We start from the raw sequence: 19,434 nt of genomic DNA, 5'->3' as shown, positions 1-19,434 counted from the left end.
GTATAATCTATAAATATAGAATTATCATTTTTGAAAAAAGTTACTGGTTAGTTCTAATAAAAGATGATAAACTTAGTATAGAATATATGAGTTAAGGAAGGATGAAAGGTAAAATAATGAAAATAGAAAATTTAAAAGTATATGATCTAGAAGAAAGTATAAAAGCAAGTAAATATCCTATGGCAGTAGATACCGATAAATGTAATTTTGATATTACAGATAGGGTTAAAAGTCTAGCTAAATCACCTAAAGGGGAAGCTCATGATCAATTTTTGTCAGGAATACGTGTTGCCTTTGATTTAACATTTACTAATAAGGCATGGGTTGAATTAGAAAGATATAGATTTATCACTTTTGTAAGCAGTCAGAGTACAATGCATAGAATATCCAAATTTGATTTATCCAAGCAGTATAATGAATATGTGGATAAAAGAATTATTGATATAATAGAAGAATTAAAGGATACATACAATAAAACTCAGGACAAAGAAGATTATTTAAAACTTTTATACTCTAATCCTGCAGGATTTGAACTTACTGCAAGGTTAACTACTAATTATAGATGCTTAAAGGGTGTATATAGCCAGAGAAAGAATCATAGATTACCAGAATGGCGAGAATTTTGTAAATGGATTGAAACTCTACCATATGCTAAAGAATTGATAATTTAAATTATATAAAAAGTGAGCACTGGCTGAAACCAGTGCTCACTTTTTATAATTCACATATTTAAATTGTAAATATTGAATGCTAATTAAAAAACGTAAATAATATAAGCAATATAGCCATAGGAATAACTGCAAACACAACTAATACTGCAGGTGGTATGTCATCTTCTTGTACAGGCCTATCATTAAGTTTATCTAAGTCTTCAATTGGCGGCTGCACAGTACGATCTTTTTCTATTGATTTTTGTCCTAGAGAACCTAAGTTTGCCATCAATATACACCTCCTTATATTAATTTTATACTTAAACAAAAATCTTCTTTTCATTAATTTTTATTTAAGTATACGTTTACAGAATATCCACATTTTAACTGAATTTGAAATAGTTTAATATATCTCTTACTTATATTATATACAATTGTTTCCGATTTGTGAACATTATTTTAATTATTTATAAAATTTAATTTCACTAAACTTAGATTGATTTTTTAAGGAAATTTTAATAATGTAGATATAATATAATAAGTGTCCTAAGGAAATAACCTTAGCGAAAAAGAAAATAATTTTTGAAAGGGTGAGTATCATGCATAATTTTCCTGATGCTACTATAGCTTATAGTACAAATAAATTAGAAGATATAGAGAATAAAATAGAAGAAATGAAACTGGAACATAAAAAATTAAATAGAAATTGTGTAATTGAAGTGATACCCAAACCTAATCCTCAGATGATTACTTTTGATGGTTATACAAATATACAATTTCAACTTTCTATATATATTAGACATTTAAGTGTTAATTAAAAAATCATTTAAGTAATTATAATTACAACATGTGTCTGTGGTTGCAGGGCACACTAATCTTAAATGTAACTGCCACCAGATAGTATATTAAATTGTACCCCTTAAAATTTAGCGTGAAATAGGCATCCGTCATTTAGGATGCTTATTTTGCTTATATCGTTTTTTGAATATTCTATAAATTATCTACTAAATGTCTGCGTGTCTCCCAATAATTTAATAGAATTATTATCAACAATTATTCCGCCGGTATTTTTAATAGCATATACTGTATCTGTTTTTTCATTTAGTACTTTCTTTATATAGTTTTTTTGTATTTCTGTTTCTTTATAATGAACTTCAATGTCAAAATCTTTGATGAAATTTAATCCTTCATTATATGAGAATGTGTCGTAATCTTCATCGGGAGTGATATGATACTCTTTTATCTGAATCATTGCTCCAGCACTACTGCCAATAATTGTTCCAGTAAAGTTTTCAATTTCATTTATTAAATCAAATTCTTTTAAACGGCACATCATTTTATCAGGCAGACCTCCAGTGAAAAATAGTATATCACTACTTTTTATTTTATTTTTTGCATTTTCTTTTGTGTCTTCAAAATAATTTATGCAGTTTATATTTTTATTTTTGATTCCATAGCTTAAAAAAGGTTTTATGATAGCTTTGTAATGATCCCCATTATCTTTGCCAAACTCATTCTGCCAATCCACATTGTTCTTTATGTTTTCACCAAAAGAAAATGGGATTATTAGAACCTTATTACTACAATTTATATATTTTGATACTGCATCTTTTGCCCAAGTATCATTAAAATTATATAAGCTAAACAACATATTTACCATTAGTATTTCTCCTCACTAATCTTTAATATAAACATAATTCTATTGTAGATATTATATCATATTGAAGATATTTTAAGCTTATCATAATTCTGAGGTAAGTTTATTTTGATGAAAGGAACAATAAAATTATGATAAATTCCTATTTAGATAGGATATAATATAATTGCAAGAAAGTAGTGAAAATGGATAAACGGTGTTATATACACTTTTTCCCTACATGACAATGTATAAGATTATCCTATATAATAGTAGCATACTAAAAATTTTGGGGAGAAGGTTAAAAAGTAATATGAAAAGAATAAATGAAATTTTTAGTGATTATGAAACAGAAGGTAACATAAGTGCTGCCATTGTAGAATCTGTAGCCTTAAGTAAAAAAACTAAAACTTTAGAAATGAAAATTAACTCAGATAAGTATATTGAAATAAAAGAAATCCAGCGCCTTAATAAATTTATAAGAGAAAGATTTTCACTAAAGAATTCTAAAATTGCGGTAAAGTATGCTGAAGATACGGATAAAAAACCCATAGAAGATGAATTGAAAAATATTATATTTTTGGTAGCAGATAAGCATCCTGCTTTGAGAGCAGTACTCTTAAATAATAGTGAATATGAAGTGAATGAAAATACCATAAATTTTAATTTAAAAATTTCAGTATCAGAATTTTTAAAATCTATGAATTATGATAAAAAGATCTCTAAGGCTATAAAAAGCATGTACGGTACAGAATATAAAATAAACTTTGTTGATAAATTAGGAAGTAAAGAATTAATAAAGTTTGAAGAGGATAAACGTGAAAGTGAAATGCTGTTTATTAAGAAGGAAATTAATAGTATACGAAGCAATAATGTTTCTAAATTGCCCAATAAGCCTTTAGAAAAAAATCAGGAAATGAAAACAGAAACTCATAGGAAAAAGACTAATAATCCATTCTTGATATTAGGCAGAAGTAGTAGTATTAGAGAGCCTGTAGTAAAAATTACTGACATTACACCAGATGAGGGTAGAATAGCTATACAGGGAGAAATATCCAACATGGAATCAAAGGAACTCCGAAGCGGAAAAATATTGATTTCTTTTGATTTATATGATGGTTCAAGTTCAATGACCTGTAAGGTATTTTGCAAACCTGGTGAAGACAGTGAGGTATTATCCAGACTTAAAAATGCTAAGGGTATTAGACTTTCTGGAAATTCAGGTTATAGCAAGTTTTCTCAGGAAATTGAGATTATTGCTAATACTATAATTGAAACAGAAGGCATGAAAAAAGTTCAGAGACAAGATAAATCTGAGGTGAAGAGGGTAGAACTTCATATGCATACCCAAATGAGCCAGATGGATGCCATGACTAGTGCTACTGACTTAATTAAAAGAGCTATGAGCTGGGGAATGAAATCAATTGCTATAACAGATCATGGAGTAGTTCAGGCTTTTCCTGAAGCACATAAACTTTTAGGAAGAGATAATCCAGATATGAAGATTATATATGGAGTTGAGGCATATCTGGCGCCGGATAAAAAGCCATCTGTAGTAAATCCTAAGGGACAGAGTATTGATACTACCTATTGCGTATTGGATTTGGAAACCACAGGATTTTCGCCAGTAACAGAAAAAATTACTGAAATAGGAATCATGAAAATCAAGGATGGAAAGGTAATAGACACTTTCAGCTGTTTTGTAAACCCTGAAAAGTCAATTCCATTAAGAGTTGTAGAGGTTACAAATATAACTGATGATATGGTGAGAAATGCAGAAACCATAGAACAGGTATTCCCTAAAATGTTGGATTTTATTAAGGATAGCGTTTTGGTTGCACATAATGCTGAATTTGATGTTGGATTCTTAAAGCATAATGCAAGAATTTTAGGTTGTGATTTTGATTTTACATATGTAGATACCTTGTCCTTAGCACAGGAGATCTTTCCTGATTTTAAAACCTATAAATTAGGGAGGATTGCTAAAAACCTTGGTATAAAGGTGGAAGTTGCCCATAGAGCTTTGGACGATGTGGCAACTACTGTTAAAGTGTTTAATGTAATGATTGAAAAGCTAAAAGAAAGGGGAGCAGAAGAACTTAAAGATATAGATGTATACGGGCGTGATGAGGCAGCTAAAAAGGAAGAATATAAAAAGCTTAAAACTTACCATGCAATAATACTCGCAAAGGATTATGTGGGATTAAAAAATTTATATAAGCTGGTATCTTATTCTCATTTGGATTATTTTTATAAAAAACCTCGTATATTAAAGAGCATGTATAAAAAATATTCTGAGGGCTTAATCCTTGGTAGTGCCTGCAGTGAAGGAGAGTTGTATCAAGCAATACTACTTGGAAAATCCGATGAAGAAATTGAAGAATTAGCAAAAGGATACGATTATTTGGAGATTCAGCCTCTAGGAAATAATGATTATTTAGTAAGGACAGAGCAGGTACCTGGTAAAGAATATCTAGAGGAAATTAATAAAAAAATTGTAGCCCTAGGAGAAAAATTAAATAAACTTGTAGTTGCTACAGGAGATGTTCACTTCATGGATCCGGAAGATGAGATATACAGACGTATACTAGAAGCAGGACAGGGATTTAAGGATGCAGATAATCAGGCTCCATTGTATTTAAAAACTACAGAGGAGATGCTTGAGGAATTTTCATATTTGGGAAAAGAAAAGGCCTATGAGGTGGTAGTTACAAATACCAATAAGATATCAGATATGTGTGATCCAATTAGCCCTATTTCGCCGGAGAAATGTCCACCTCATATAGATGGCTGTGAACAGACTATTAAGGACATTGCGTATAAAAAGGCTCATGAGCTGTATGGAGATCCACTTCCAGAAATTGTTCAGTCCAGGCTGGATAGGGAGCTGGAATCTATTATAAAAAATGGATTTTCTGTAATGTATATTATTGCTCAAAAGCTAGTATGGAAATCAAATGAAGATGGCTACCTAGTAGGTTCTAGGGGATCTGTTGGTTCCTCTTTTGTAGCAAATATGACTGGTATAACGGAAGTAAATTCCCTGCCACCCCATTATAGGTGTCCTAAATGCAAGTATTCGGACTTTTCAGATTACGGTGTTAAAAATGGGTTTGATTTACCGGATAAAGTATGTCCTGTTTGTGGAGAAAAGTTAGCTAAGGACGGTATAGATATACCTTTTGAAACCTTTTTAGGCTTTAATGGAGATAAAGAGCCAGATATAGATTTAAATTTTTCAGGAGAATATCAGGCAAAGGCTCATAAATATACAGAGGTTATCTTTGGAAAGGGCACAACCTTTAAAGCTGGAACTATAGGTACCATAGCAGAAAAGACAGCTTTCGGATACGTAAAAAAGTACTTTGATGAAAAGAATATTCCAGTAAACAAGGCAGAAATAACCAGAATCTCAGCAGGTTGTACAGGTATAAAAAGGACCACTGGACAGCATCCTGGAGGAATTATAGTTGTGCCAAAGGGACGCGAAATTTTTGAATTTTGTCCTGTACAGCATCCTGCAGACGATCCTAATTCAGATATTATAACCACACATTTTGATTATCACTCTATTGACCAGAACTTATTGAAACTTGATATACTTGGACACGATGATCCGACAGTTATAAGAATGCTGCAGGATATAACTGGAATAAATCCTCATGAGATACCTATGGATGATAAGGAAACTATGTCTATATTTTCATCTACAGAAGCTCTTGGGGTAACACCGGAACAAATAAATTCTAAGGTAGGAACCTTTGGTATTCCTGAATTTGGTACTAAGTTCGTAAGGGGAATGCTTGTAGATACAATGCCAAAAGCATTTTCAGATTTAATATGTATATCAGGACTTTCCCATGGTACCGATGTGTGGCTTGGAAATGCAAAGGACTTAATTGATGGGGGAATAGTTACATTAAGTGAGGCAATATGTACCAGGGATGATATTATGATTTATCTTATCAAAAAAGGTCTGCCGCCAAATAGTGCCTTTAAGATAATGGAGCTGGTACGTAAAGGAAAAGTATCGAAACAGCCTGAAAAATGGGCAGAGTATGAAGCTTTAATGAGAGAACATAAAGTACCGGAATGGTATATAGACTCCTGTAAAAAGATAAAATATATGTTCCCTAAAGCTCATGCCGCAGCTTATGTAATGATGGCATTTAGAATAGCCTGGTTTAAGGTTCACATACCAAAGGCTTATTATGCAGCATATTTTACTATTAGGGCAAAGGCCTTTGACAGTGAATTTATGATATTTGGAAAAGAAAAGGTTATAGAAAAGATGCGAGAAATTCAAATTATGGGGAATCAGGCTACTCCTAAGGATAAGGATATGTATGATGACTTAGAGATAGTTTTGGAAATGTATGAGAGGGGATTTAAATTCTTACCAATTGATTTATATAAATCTCATGCTACCAAGTTCCTAGTAGAGGAAGATGGCTTAAGGCCGCCTATAAATAGTATATCTGGCATGGGAAATATCGCAGCAGAAAGTATATTTAGTGCAGCACGAGAAGAGACATTTAGCTCTATAGAGGATGTAAAGAAACGTGCTAAAATCGGGAATTCTGCTGTAGATTTACTTAAAAAATTTGGCTGTTTAAAAGGTCTTCCAGAAAGTGATCAAATAAGCTTTTTTGATGTAATTTAAATTATCAGCCTGCAGTTTATATGAGCTTTATGTGAAAAGCAAAAAAGAAATTGTATATTTTATTTGAAAGTTTTTTAAAGGATAATTAAAAAAACCAGGGATTTAAAATATCCCTGGTAAAAAAAAAATTAATCGAAGAAGGCTAATGTTGAATTCATACAATATTATGTGCAGAATAAAATTATTTATACATGACACATAAATTGTCATATTATTGAGGTTCAATTATTAATCACTTTCCTCTGTTTTTTTTTTGTGCTTCAAAAATAGCATTGGCAAAATCTAAAAAGCCATCATTTTGTACAATTGCAATTCCTTGTTCTTTATCTGCAAGTAAGAGTAACGTGTCACCAGGATTTATATCAAATAAATCTCTTGCTCCTTTAGGAATTACAATTTGACCTTTTTCACCAACTTTTACAGTACTAATAAATTTCCCTTCTGGAACCTTCATACTCATAGATCATACCTCTTTTTCAGGATTTATAATACTTTTACAAGTTATACAATTAGTATTACTTGTTATACCATGTAGGTAGGTATTTGTCAATAAAGAAGCTAAAAAAGGAACTTCTCACCAGTCCCTTTTTGCTATGCTATTACCTTATTTCTTCCAGAATTTTTAGCTTCGTATAATTTTTTATCTACTTCTTTTATTAGATCTTCTTCATTAAGGTTCTCTTGAAATAATGTTTTAACACCAAAGCTTGCAGTGACTTTTATAGAGGAATCTTCATAATTTATTATAGTATTTTCTATTGCTTTTCTCATTTTTTCAGCAATTTTTACTGCTGTATCTTCACTGGCATTTTTTAAGCAGATTATAAATTCTTCTCCACCATAGCGAGCTGTCCAATCCACATCTTTTCTCACAGAACCACTAAGTATAGAAGCAACCACTTTAAGGACTTCATCTCCAGCTACATGTCCATAAATGTCATTTACTTTCTTGAAAAAATCTATGTCTGCCATTATTAATGACAATGGCTTATTGTTTAATAAGCTATTTATTATGTCAGCTGGAAGTCTTTCATATATAAATCGTTTATTAAAGATTTGTGTAAGAGGATCTAGTACTATTAGTTCATTTATATGATTTACTGCATGACGTATAGTGTCGCTATCTTTATTTTCTATATTTTCTATAACTCCACTTTTAGTTATATCCTTGAGAAGTTCAAGAACTACTGGTAAACCATCAATTTCAACTGGTATAGCAGTGATCATATAGACTTTTTTGCCAGTGTACTCTATTTTTACAAAAGTTTCTTTTTCATTATAAGCTCTAGCAGAAACACAATTACTACATACTTTTCCCATCCTCCAAAGATTATAACAAGAAGATTCCAGTTCATTAATCTTGTTTAACTTTAAATCTAGTAATTGTTTTTTTACTGGGTTTACTACCCTAATTACGTCATACAATGTCTCAAATATTGACATGGTGTTAATTAATGTATTCATACTAATACTTTTATTACTTGTATTAACTTTTTCCATATTTTTCCCCCTAAAATAGAGTCCATTATTTTTAATGATATCATATTTGTTCTTACAATTACATACTTGTTAAACAAGATGTTAATTGACAATGAAAAAGAAGATAGCTGATTGCTACCTTCTTTCCTTGTATTTTAAAATTTTATTTTCTTCAACTATTTTTTCAATTCTGCATTGTATACATCCATAGCGGCTTGAGCTACTTGCATGTCTTGCTCAACAGATCCGCCGCTTACACCAACACCACCTATAACTTTTCCGTTATATGAAAGTGGATATCCGCCTCCAAACGTGATCATTCTAGAAACAGACTGGACACCAAATAGAGGAGCTCCAGGTTGGGAAAGTTTTGAAACTTCATCTGTTGGAAGCTTAAGAGTAGCTGCTGTATATGCTTTGTTTAATGAAATTTCTCTACTTGCCAGCAAAGCTTCTTCCATTCTTTGCTCTAAAATTAGATTACCACCTTTGTCTACTGCAGAGAACCACATTGGTACGCCGATTTCAGCAGATTTTTTCTCAACTGCAATAGCCATTTTTCTCGCTAGTTCAACATTAATTCCATAATCAGTTATTTTAGTGCCAGTTATATTTTTAGATGCCTCTGATTGTGTTATTACAGAGTTGCTCTTCAAGCCTTCAGCAATTTCTTTATATTTTTTCAAACCAGCTTGAGCTACTTGCATGTCTTGCTCAACAGAACCACCGCTTACACCAATAGAACCAATAATTTCACCATTCAGTAGTAGAGGGAAACCTCCACCAAAAATAATTATATTGCTATTATTTTGTATACCATATAAAGATGATCCTGGTTGAGCTAGAGATGTAAGTTTACTAGTTGGCATTTTTAGTGCAACGGCAGTATATGCTTTACCCTGTGATATTTTTTCACTAGCCAAAATTGTGCCAGCCATTCTATTAATAGAAATTAAATTTGCATCAGCATCATCAATAGTAATATACATGGGAACCTTTATTTCTTTTGCCTTTGCCTCAGCTGCAGTAGTAATTTGTTTTGCAAGGGCTAAATTTACAATAGATCGGCCTACTTTGATATTAGTATTTTTTGCTTCAATTGTTGCAGGTTCGGTAGTAGTTTTTGATTCATTGTTTCCAGTAGTATTTTGACAGCCAGAAAAAGGTACTACCGACATAAGTGATAAAATTAATGCAAGAAATGACTTTTTATTTATCTTCATTAATAAGACTCCTTTCTTGGAATATATAATTTACTTAAAACTTCAAATGTACTTTTTATATTTTTTCCTTAAAAGGAGTGGAATATGTACTTGTTAATTTTTATTAATGTTATATTGCTTTACATATTTGATAAAATCGTTGATAGCAAGGGGTTTACTAAAATAATATCCTTGAAGTTCGTCACATCCTTCACCTATTAATCTGTTAATTTGTTCTTGAGTTTCTACACCCTCTGCAACTGTTTTTAGATTAAGTGTTTTTGCCATAGAAATAATACTTGGGGTAATATTCTTGTAATTTATATTTGCAATATCGTCTATGAAGGACTTATCAATTTTCAAATAATCTACAGGTAAACGAGTTAAATAACTCAGAGAAGAAAAACCTGTACCGAAGTCATCTATTGAAATGCTAATTCCTAATTTCTTTATTTCCAGCAGGCTTTGTATTGCTTCTTCAATATTCTGCAGCAAAAAACTCTCTGTTATTTCAATTGTTAAATCAATATTTTGAGAACTATTTTCTTTGAAAATCTCCTTAATTTTTGAAACCAAATTGTTATTTTCAAATTGTTTTGATGAAATGTTAATTGATAATTTAATATTAATACCATTGCTTTTTAATACTTTATCAATTCTAAAAATTTCTTCTAATATCCAGTTACCAATAGGTATTATCATTCTATTGCTTTCAGATATAGGTATGAACTTATCTGGTGTAAATATTTTACCATCTGCTGTTTCCCACCTGATAAGGGCTTCAGCACCAACTATTTTAAATTCATTTCCATCAAAGGCAGTTTGAGGCTGAAGATATAATCTAAATTCATTGTTATGAAGTGCTGTATTGAGCCTTATTTGCATTTCAAGAATTTCCTGGTTTCTCTTCTCAATTTCCTTTGAAGAAAAGGAGTATTTTCCTTTCCCAGATTCCTTCGCATCGTACATTGCAGCATCTGATTTTCTCACTAAACCTTCAACAGTAGATTCATCATAGGGTGCTAAAGCTATTCCTATACTTACCCCTAAAGTTATTTCCCGATCAAGTATATTATAAGGAAGCAGTATTTTATCAATGATAGCTTGTGATACAGCTTTTACATATTCATGACTGTCTACATTTTCAAGTATTACAGTAAACTCATCTCCCCCTAGCCTTGATACAGTGTCAGATTTACGTATACTAGATTTAATTCGAGCTGCAACTTCTTTAAGAAGTAAATCTCCCGCTGCATGACCTAGGGAGTCATTTATAACTTTAAAACCATCTAAATCCATAAATAGCAAAGCTACTGCCTTTTTATTATCATTAGCTCTTATAAGTGATCTCTCAAGTCTTTCATAAAAGAGAGTTCTATTTGGTATTCCTGTTAATAAATCATAATAGGCAAGGCTGTGAAGTTTATCTTCTGTCTTTTTTATTTTACTGATGTCTGTAGAAATAGCAATGTAATTTTCTACTGTTCCATCCGATCCTTTTAAAGATGTTATTGACATCCATTTAGGATATAGTTCACCATTTTTATTTTTATTCCAAATTTCACCTTCCCAATAACCGTTAGCAATTAAATTTTGCCACATATTTAAATAGAAAGCTTTATTATGACGGCCTGATTTAAGTATTCTTGGATTTTTTCCTATTAAATCTTCTTTTTTATATCCTGATATTCTCTGAAAAGAATCATTCACTTTAATAATGTTTCCAGAAGCGTCTGTTATCAATACACCTTCCATTGAAGTGTCGATTATTCTATATGAAATTAATAATTCATCATTTAGTTGTTTAAGATTATTAGTGTATTCCTGCATTTTAGTTACATTGTGAAAGGTAAATAATCTGCCAATTTCAGATTTATCTGTATCAAAAATAGAAGATTTATATACTATATAGTAAAAAGTTTTATCATTAAAATTAAAGGTAATTATATATTCATTGCTTGTATTATTTATTGTATCAACATATTTTATGTCCGGTACGAATTCTAATATGTCACTAATTTTTATCCCTATAAAATTCATCTCTCGTTTAATATTAAATTTCTTATTTTTAAAAGACATTATAAGTTTAATGCCTGCTGGATTAATATCTATTATTTTATCAGAAGAATCTACTATAATAACAATGTCCTTAATATTTTCTATTAAAAGACCTCTTGCAATTGGTACCATTACTAGCTTAGGCATATGAAATATGCCCCAGTATAATATAATCAAAGTTAATAGTACGCAAATAGGAGTAGCATCTATGAAGAGTAATTTAAAATTAGGACTAATAAACAAAAAGTTGAGTCCGATTGATATAATTGTACCTATAAAAATAAATGTACTTTGTATGCGATATAATTTTGGAGAATTTATTGCTCTTATCATAAGAATATAACATCCAACCAAAATACTGCTGTAAGTATAAATGATATTAATGTAGAATCCGATACTTGGTACGTACAACAATATGGGAATACCCTTAATATATGATATACTAACATGTGACATAAATTTGTATGGTATACTGTTAGAAATTAAAGACAATAATGATAATATCGGTATAATAAAAATCAATAAAATAAAATAAAGATCTTTTTTATTTTTATTAGCATATTCATTTATTGTTAACAAGTAAAGTGGTGAAATAAACACTATACTGATAAATTCTGCCTTCTGAAATAAAAATCCAATTTCACCTACTTTTATATAATAGCTAAGTATTTCCATTAAGATCCAGAAAGAAACAAGTAAAGTACTTATGATCAATAACTTTGCAATGGCAGCGTTTTTTACTCTATACAGAAAAACTAATAAAATCATAGAAACTATAAAACTTATACTGAATAAAATTCCATACATCGGCGTACTCCTCTAAACTGATCTATATACTGCTTATAATTTATTTTAAGTCATAACATGTACAATTACAAAATTTTTTGTAGAAATTTTATCTTTCGTAGGCATTGACTTAAAGTTAAGGAAGCAGTAATAGATACTTTAATTAGATTAGAACAGTAAAACAAATGGATTTTCCATCCTCACTTCTAACTGAAATCTTTCCATGATGAGCCTGTACAATGGATTTGGCAATGGAAAGTCCAATTCCATAACCTCCAGTTTCTCTGGATCTTGAGGAGTCCGCCCGATAGAATCTGTCAAATAACTTGTCTAAATTTTCTTTATCAATCTCATCTGTTGTATTATATATTTCTAGCTTTGATCCTTTCTTTGCAGCAGACAAAGAAATTTTGATAGTTCCTTTTTCGTTAGAATACTTTACAGCATTATCCACAAGAGTAGAAACAAGTTGGTGAATACTATCTTCATCTCCATGTAATTTTATTCCTGGCTTAATATCCATTAGAAACTTTTTATGCTGTGTCTCTGCAATGGTACCAAATGGAGCTGTTGTTTCAAAAACTGCATCACTTAAATCAAAATCAGTAAATACCAATTTAATATTACCTTCATCCATCTTTGAAAGTGTTAGTAAATTTTTTACAAGCTTATCAAGACGGGTAATTTGATTTCGAGTGCTTGTAATCCATTCATTTTTACCGTGAGTTAGTTCCAGCACATCTGCATTAGCTGAAATAATAGCAAGCGGCGTCTTGATCTCATGTCCTGCATCCGTAATAAACTGCTTTTGTTTCTCCATATTTTCAATAATGGGATTAATCGCTTTTTTAGAAAAAATAGATACAAGAATAAATACAAGCAAAAGAGTTATTAGTGCAACTCCACAAGAGGTTAGTAAAAATAAAGTAGCTATCTGGATCTGACTTCTACAATCCATGAATACAAGCATTAGACCAACCGAATCATTTACTACTACATATTTATAGATGTCATTATATCCACTAGTTTTACCCTCACCCAGTACTTTATTGGCATATCCTGCTGCATCGGTTGAAGAAACAGCAGCAATATGGCTTGTATCAATTTCTCGGATACTACCGTCTTTATTGACCTTTACTACAAAATACCGTGTTTCAAACTGGGTTTCTGCATTCATTTGAAAACCAAATCTTTGCTCATTAGGTGGCAGCTTTCCTTTTTTATATATTGGAAACTTTCCCTGATTTTCTGAAAGAATTTTAAGGGCACCATTCACTTTACGGTCTATCTGATAAAGATTAACTACGTTAATGGAGCCAAGGAGAATAAACACAACTAAAGCCAATGAACCCATTGTAATCATAATGAATTTTCTCTGCAATTTTTTAATCATTTAATCTCCTCCAATTTATAGCAGGCATCTCTCCCTGAATTAATTTTTATATTAGCACCTAAAGATGCCAGCTTTTTACGCAGATAAGAAATGTATACCCACACCACATTGATCTCAGTTTCCTCATCATATCCCCAAATTCGTTCCATAAACTGTTCTGTGGAAATCAAACATTTTGGATTATTCATTAGCATCTCAAGCATAAGAAATTCCTTGTTGCCAAGTCTTAGAGAGGATTTTTTACTTGATAATTCATAGTTTTCTTTGTTGAGGCTAATATTTCCTACTTTAATTAAGCTTGGTGTAAACTCGGTCTTTCGTCTGGTCATAGCATGAACTCTGGCCAGCAATTCTCCCATAGCAAAAGGTTTGTTCAAATAATCATCTGCTCCTGTATTTAGTCCAAGAATTCTGTCTTCAATCTCAGTCTTTGCAGTAAGCATCAAAATCGGTGTATGTATTCCTTCTTTCCTTAAATTTTCCAATGCCTCAAGTCCGTTCATCTTTGGCATCATAATATCTAAAATAATCACATCATAACTTTTGGATAATCCACATTTTAACGCGTTTGCTCCATCATACACAGCATCCACTGAATAATTATTATGTTTTAAAATGGCAGCCAGTGCATTTGACAATTCTTTTTCATCTTCCGCAAGTAAAACTTTCATATCTATCTTCTCCATCTTAATATTGTATTTCATTTAACATATCTGAAATAGTCTGCAAATTTAAATCTGTTGAAGCAATTTCATCTGCACAACGTTTTAATTCATTAATAATCATCTTTTCATTAGGAATGTTTTTCTTGTATTTTAACTGGTGCTCTAAACTTGCCCAACAATCCATTGCAATAGTACGTATTTGAATCTCACAGTACACCATTTCAATCCGGTTTTCTAGATGCAATGGTACTTGTAAAATCATATGATAACTACGATAGCCATTGGGTTTCGGATTGTGAATATAATCTTTTTCCTTAATAATCTTAATATCATGCTGGTTCTTTAGCATGTTTACAATCCAATAAATATCATCTAAGAATGGACAGATAACACGGATTCCAGCTGCATCATGGATTTCCTTTAAAGCGCTTTCTACCGTAACAGGTAAATTTTTTCGCATCAATTTTTTTTTCATACTTTTAGCCGACTTAATTCTCGCCTTACAGTGTTCAATAGGATCTTTACATTGCTTTGCTACTTTGTATTTTCGAATAATATCCAATCTTGAGATAACTTCAATAATTGTTCCTTCTAATAGTATATAAGATTCTTTATAGAATTCATGTTCAGGTGACAGTGTTTCACATTTAATGTCATATTTAGACTGCTGCATCAGGTATTCCTCCTTATCGAAATAATTATTTTCAATTTTTAATATCAATGAATCTTACCTATTGGAAGTGTTACATTAGGTAGCCATCAGATAAAATATAACATTGTAACCTTAAATATAGGTTAAATTATATGGTGTTAATAAGTTATTTTATAGGTAATTTTAACATGCTAAATATAGGATAGTGGTTATAAATTTCAGAAATTTGATCATTTTATACATAATTATATATGTATATTCTTATTTACTAAAAAATACTCGCATTTTTGACATATTTTTTAATATAACAAAAAAACTATTGAAATTTTGATTTATTTATCCTACAATATTATTAATTTGTTAAAAAAACTATATAAAAATTATATTATTGCCATTAAACTATTGTAAAAATTATTAAACTGCAGCATATAGCAATGCTTATAATTTATTAAATACTATTACAAAAAATTAGAAACATATTAAAAGGGAGTGTACCAATTATGGAAAAACTACGACAAAATGAGTTATCTTATCTTGAAGTTGTTGCCTTGCCAGTAGCTATGATAGCACCTTCATCTGCAATGGCTCTTAATGTACCACTAATGGCAAGTATTTGCTCATATTCTGTGAGCCTAGTATTCTTAATTTCTATAGTGCTTTTAGGATGTATTGCTGTATCCTTTGTGAAATTTAATCAATACTTTTCAACTGCAGGTTCTGTATATACTTTTACAACAGAGTCCCTTGGTAAAAAGGTAGGATGTTTATCAGGTTGGGCTATTTATTTGACTTATTCAGTATTTACAGCTGGTTGCCTTTCAGCATTTGGTTCAATGTTTAATGACCTTATTGCAACTTCAACAGGCATAAATATAGGTTGGATTCCATATACCATAGTAGCTTTATTTTTAAGTTGGTATTTATGTTTTTCAGATGTAAAGCTAAGTTCAAAAATAATGCTAATACTAGAATTTGTATCAATATTTTTAATTATAATCCTAGCCATAGTTGTTATAAGTAAAACAGGATTCAGCACAATTCCATTTAAAATAAATAAGAATAGTCCTTCAAACATTGGAGAAGCAATAGTATTTGCAATATTATGCTTTGCTGGATTTGAAGGTGCCTCAAGCTATGGTGAAGAAAGTAAAAATCCTAAAAAGACAATTCCACTAGCAATAGCAAGTACAGTAATTATGTCAGGTTTATTCTTTGTACTTACGAGTTACGCCCTTGTATTAGGATTCAGCCATTCAAAAGATGGTATTGCAGCATTAGCAAAATCACCCTCAAGTGTTGCAGACCTATCAAAAATGTACATGCCAACATTTTATACATATTTAACATCATTTGTAGTATCTTTATCTGCTTTTTCTGCTGGACTTGGTGCTATGGCTGCTGCAAGTAGATTATTTTATTCAATGAGTCAAGATGGAAATGTTCCTAAAATAATTTCAAAAGTGCATCCAAAACACAAAACTCCTTATGTATCATTAAATGTTTTACTTATTTTTTCATTACTTTTAGTGTTTCTTTTATCCAAAAATGATGGTACAATAATCTTTGGATATTGTGGTACTCTTGGTGCAATGTCATTATTAATTGCATATTTTATAACCTGCCTTGGTTCAATAGTTTATTTCAAGCACAATAAAATTTGGACAAACAAAGATCTTATATTTCCGATAATAGCCTTGGTAGTTTTAGCGTACACATTTTATGCTAATATATATCCTGTACCAGCCTTCCCTAATAATATATTTCCATATATAATTTTGATCTGGTATGTTTTGGGGTATAGCTTTACACTTATATATAAAAGTAAGACAAAAAATCAAGAATTTGACAAAGATAAAATAGCATTATAATTATATACTGTTTTTGATATCATTCAATAATAAATTATAAAAATCTATTAAAATATTTAAGGAGTGATTTAAAATGAGTAGTTTTTATACAAAATCAGGTGTAAGACTTGATTACGTCGAATCTGGAGATAAGAATGGCAAACCAATTGTTTTAGTACATGGAATGCTGTGCTCAAAGGATTTTTTTCAAAAACAAATATCTTTCTTTAAAAATACAGGGTATCATGCTATAGCCGTCGATCTTAGAGGACACGGAGATTCAGATAAGCCTTTAGAAGGATATACAGTAAAAACATATGCTTCCGATCTTCATGAATTAATTATGGAATTGAATTTGCAAAAGCCTACACTACTTGGTTGGTCAATGGGTTCTATGGTAATTTGGGATTACTTCGATATGTTTCCAAATGAAGTTGGTGCCTTAATATGTGTAGACCAATCAGCATCCGATTTTGCATGGCCAGATTGGAAATTAGGCGTAATGACTACAAATGATTTAAGAGATATATCTGAAATAACTCAAACAGATAGAGAACCTTTCTATAAAGAATTAATAGATTTAATGATTCATGAACCTAACGAGAAGGATTCTGAATTCTTTTTAAGTCAAATGATGAAAATACCCCCTGTAATAGCTGAAGCAATTGTTTTAAACCAAACTTATCAAGATTACAGAGAGACTGTTAAAAAGATAAATGTACCAACTATTATTTTATTTGGAGGTGATCCAAAACTTAATCCTCCAGCAGCTGGTTTTTGGCTTCACGAACAAATTAAAGACTCTGAAATAAAAATTTTTGATAAATCAAGTCACTGCCCATTTTGGGAGGAAACAGATGACTTCAATAATACAATTAAATCATTTATGGATTCACTATAATATTGGAAGCATAAAAAAAGAGCTGAACACTAAAAAATTAGTGTACAGCTCTTTTTAGTGCGCCTAGCATTGGCAGTAACTTGGTGGTGATCAACACACTGACAAACTCTTATCTTGAAAAGATAGGATATACAAGTATTTTTAAAAGCTATAAGCAAATACATTAATTTCTATAGAGGAGTTGCCCAAATGCTTGAATTTTGATAATATAATAATAAATCTGACAAATGGTCAAGCTATTTTCTATCAAGGAATGTTACTTAGTGGGAGTATTACAGTAGGCAGCCATCAGATAAACGATATAGGGGGCAATTAAATGTTTAAAATTCAAAAGTACAATAACATTTCACAAGAAAAACTTAATACAATGCCAAATGATTTATATGAGATTGGGGAAAATTTCGATAATCCAGACGGAATTCTTCTTAGAAGTTTCAATTTACTTAATGCCGAACTTCCTCAAAATCTTAAAGCAATTGCAAGGGCAGGAGCTGGAGTTAACAATATACCAATAGACAAATGTTCTGAAAATGGAATTGTTGTATTTAATACACCAGGAGCTAATGCAAATGGTGTTAAAGAGTTAGTTTTAGCATCTCTCTTTCTTTCTTCAAGAAAGATATATAGGGGAATAAATTGGGCTAAGTCTCTTAAAGGAAAAGGTGAAGATGTTGTAAAGTTAGTGGAGAAATCCAAAAGCCAGTTTCAAGGCCCAGAAATTAAAGGAAAAAAGCTTGGAATTATAGGACTTGGTGCTATAGGTGCAGCAGTTGCCAATGATGCACTTGCACTTGGTATGGAGGTAATAGGGTATGACCCATACATATCTGTAGATTCAGCATGGAACCTTTCTCGAAAGGTAGAAAAAGAGACGAATTTTGATAACTTACTTGCTGAAGCAGATTATATTACTATTCATGTTCCATTAAATAATAATACAAAAGGTATGATTAATAAAGAAAAGTTTGCAATTATGAAAAAAGGTATGAAAATAATAAACATAGCAAGAGGTGGACTAGTTGTAAATAAAGATTTACTTGAAGCAATAGAAGATGGCACTGTAAGCTGCTATATTACAGATTTCCCAGAGGATGAATTAATAGGAAATGACAATATTATTACAATTCCTCATTTAGGAGCTTCAACGCCTGAATCGGAGGAAAATTGTGCAGCTATGGCAGTAGAGGAACTTAGAAATTTTCTTGAAAGAGGTACTATTAAAAATTCAGTAAATTTCCCAAATTGTGATTTAGAGTATAAAGGTCACATAAGACTTTTAGTGGGAAATATTAATGTTCCTAATATGGTTGGACAGGTAACAACTATATTAGCACAAAATGAAATAAATATTGCCAGTCTGTTAAATAGTCATAAGGGAAAAATTGCATACAATATAATAGATGTTGATGGAAATGTAACTTCCGAAGTATTGGAAAAAATTAAGGCAATCGATGGAGTTGTAATGGTAAGAATTATTAGATAGTTATGCTATAGTCATCGGA

General features: G+C 30.9%; 15 protein-coding genes. 6 read left to right on the top strand and 9 right to left on the bottom strand.

Features of this window, described 5'->3' with window-relative positions:
• The first annotated feature begins 101 nt into the window (after positions 1-101).
• Entirely contained in the window at positions 102-671 is a 570-nt protein-coding gene (locus CLRAG_RS07960; RefSeq protein WP_242872109.1) for a hypothetical protein, read from the top strand.
• A 79-nt stretch (positions 672-750) separates the two neighbouring features.
• On the opposite strand, the gene CLRAG_RS07955 is transcribed toward CLRAG_RS07960, so the two are convergent.
• Complete coding sequence (locus CLRAG_RS07955) at positions 751-939, bottom strand: hypothetical protein (protein ID WP_065077929.1); 189 nt, start codon at positions 937-939, stop codon at positions 751-753.
• Positions 940-1,249: 310 nt separating this feature from the next.
• On the opposite strand from CLRAG_RS07955, the gene CLRAG_RS07950 reads away from it, so the two are divergent.
• Positions 1,250-1,468, top strand: a complete 219-nt coding sequence (locus CLRAG_RS07950) for a hypothetical protein (RefSeq protein ID WP_065077928.1) — start codon at positions 1,250-1,252, stop codon at positions 1,466-1,468.
• Between the two features lie 179 nt (positions 1,469-1,647).
• On the opposite strand, the gene CLRAG_RS07945 is transcribed toward CLRAG_RS07950, so the two are convergent.
• Positions 1,648-2,310, bottom strand: coding sequence for a Type 1 glutamine amidotransferase-like domain-containing protein (locus CLRAG_RS07945; protein ID WP_065077927.1), 663 nt, complete (start codon positions 2,308-2,310; stop codon positions 1,648-1,650).
• Between the two features lie 289 nt (positions 2,311-2,599).
• On the opposite strand from CLRAG_RS07945, the gene polC reads away from it, so the two are divergent.
• Positions 2,600-6,949, top strand: coding sequence for a DNA polymerase III subunit alpha (polC, locus tag CLRAG_RS07940; RefSeq protein ID WP_065077926.1), 4,350 nt, complete (start codon positions 2,600-2,602; stop codon positions 6,947-6,949).
• A 232-nt stretch (positions 6,950-7,181) separates the two neighbouring features.
• On the opposite strand, the gene CLRAG_RS07935 is transcribed toward polC, so the two are convergent.
• From CLRAG_RS07935 to CLRAG_RS07905, 7 genes are all read right to left on the bottom strand, one after another.
• Positions 7,182-7,403 (bottom strand): AbrB/MazE/SpoVT family DNA-binding domain-containing protein, encoded by a 222-nt coding sequence (locus CLRAG_RS07935; RefSeq protein ID WP_065077953.1) that lies wholly within the window; start codon positions 7,401-7,403, stop codon positions 7,182-7,184.
• A 137-nt stretch (positions 7,404-7,540) separates the two neighbouring features.
• The gene (locus CLRAG_RS07930; RefSeq protein WP_065077925.1) at positions 7,541-8,449 is read right to left on the bottom strand and encodes a GGDEF domain-containing protein; all 909 of its coding nucleotides are present in this window, start codon (positions 8,447-8,449) and stop codon (positions 7,541-7,543) included.
• Between the two features lie 155 nt (positions 8,450-8,604).
• Positions 8,605-9,651: a GlcG/HbpS family heme-binding protein gene (locus CLRAG_RS07925; RefSeq protein WP_065077924.1), complete on the bottom strand. Its 1,047-nt coding sequence runs from the start codon at positions 9,649-9,651 to the stop codon at positions 8,605-8,607.
• Positions 9,652-9,744: 93 nt separating this feature from the next.
• Entirely contained in the window at positions 9,745-12,456 is a 2,712-nt protein-coding gene (locus CLRAG_RS07920; RefSeq protein WP_242872113.1) for an EAL domain-containing protein, read from the bottom strand.
• 181 nt (positions 12,457-12,637) lie between these two features.
• Positions 12,638-13,867, bottom strand: coding sequence for a sensor histidine kinase (locus tag CLRAG_RS07915; RefSeq protein WP_065077923.1), 1,230 nt, complete (start codon positions 13,865-13,867; stop codon positions 12,638-12,640).
• On the bottom strand, positions 13,864-14,538 hold the full coding sequence (locus tag CLRAG_RS07910) for a response regulator transcription factor (protein WP_065077922.1): 675 nt from the start codon (positions 14,536-14,538) through the stop codon (positions 13,864-13,866). Before CLRAG_RS07910 ends, CLRAG_RS07915 begins: the two co-directional genes overlap by 4 nt.
• 16 nt (positions 14,539-14,554) lie before the next feature.
• On the bottom strand, positions 14,555-15,205 hold the full coding sequence (locus tag CLRAG_RS07905) for a GTP pyrophosphokinase (RefSeq protein ID WP_065077921.1): 651 nt from the start codon (positions 15,203-15,205) through the stop codon (positions 14,555-14,557).
• 479 nt (positions 15,206-15,684) lie between these two features.
• On the opposite strand from CLRAG_RS07905, the gene CLRAG_RS07900 reads away from it, so the two are divergent.
• The 3 genes from CLRAG_RS07900 (at position 15,685) to CLRAG_RS07890 (ending at position 19,415) form a co-directional block, all read left to right on the top strand.
• Complete coding sequence (locus CLRAG_RS07900; RefSeq protein WP_065077920.1) at positions 15,685-17,052, top strand: APC family permease; 1,368 nt, start codon at positions 15,685-15,687, stop codon at positions 17,050-17,052.
• 73 nt (positions 17,053-17,125) lie between these two features.
• On the top strand, positions 17,126-17,932 hold the full coding sequence (locus tag CLRAG_RS07895) for an alpha/beta fold hydrolase (RefSeq protein ID WP_065077919.1): 807 nt from the start codon (positions 17,126-17,128) through the stop codon (positions 17,930-17,932).
• A 316-nt stretch (positions 17,933-18,248) separates the two neighbouring features.
• Positions 18,249-19,415, top strand: coding sequence for a phosphoglycerate dehydrogenase (locus CLRAG_RS07890; RefSeq protein WP_065077918.1), 1,167 nt, complete (start codon positions 18,249-18,251; stop codon positions 19,413-19,415).
• Positions 19,416-19,434 lie beyond the last annotated feature (19 nt).

The sequence above is a fragment of the Clostridium ragsdalei P11 genome, from assembly GCF_001675165.1.
GTDB lineage: Bacteria > Bacillota > Clostridia > Clostridiales > Clostridiaceae > Clostridium_B > Clostridium_B ragsdalei.
This window is presented reverse-complemented; position numbering and strand designations above follow the sequence as displayed.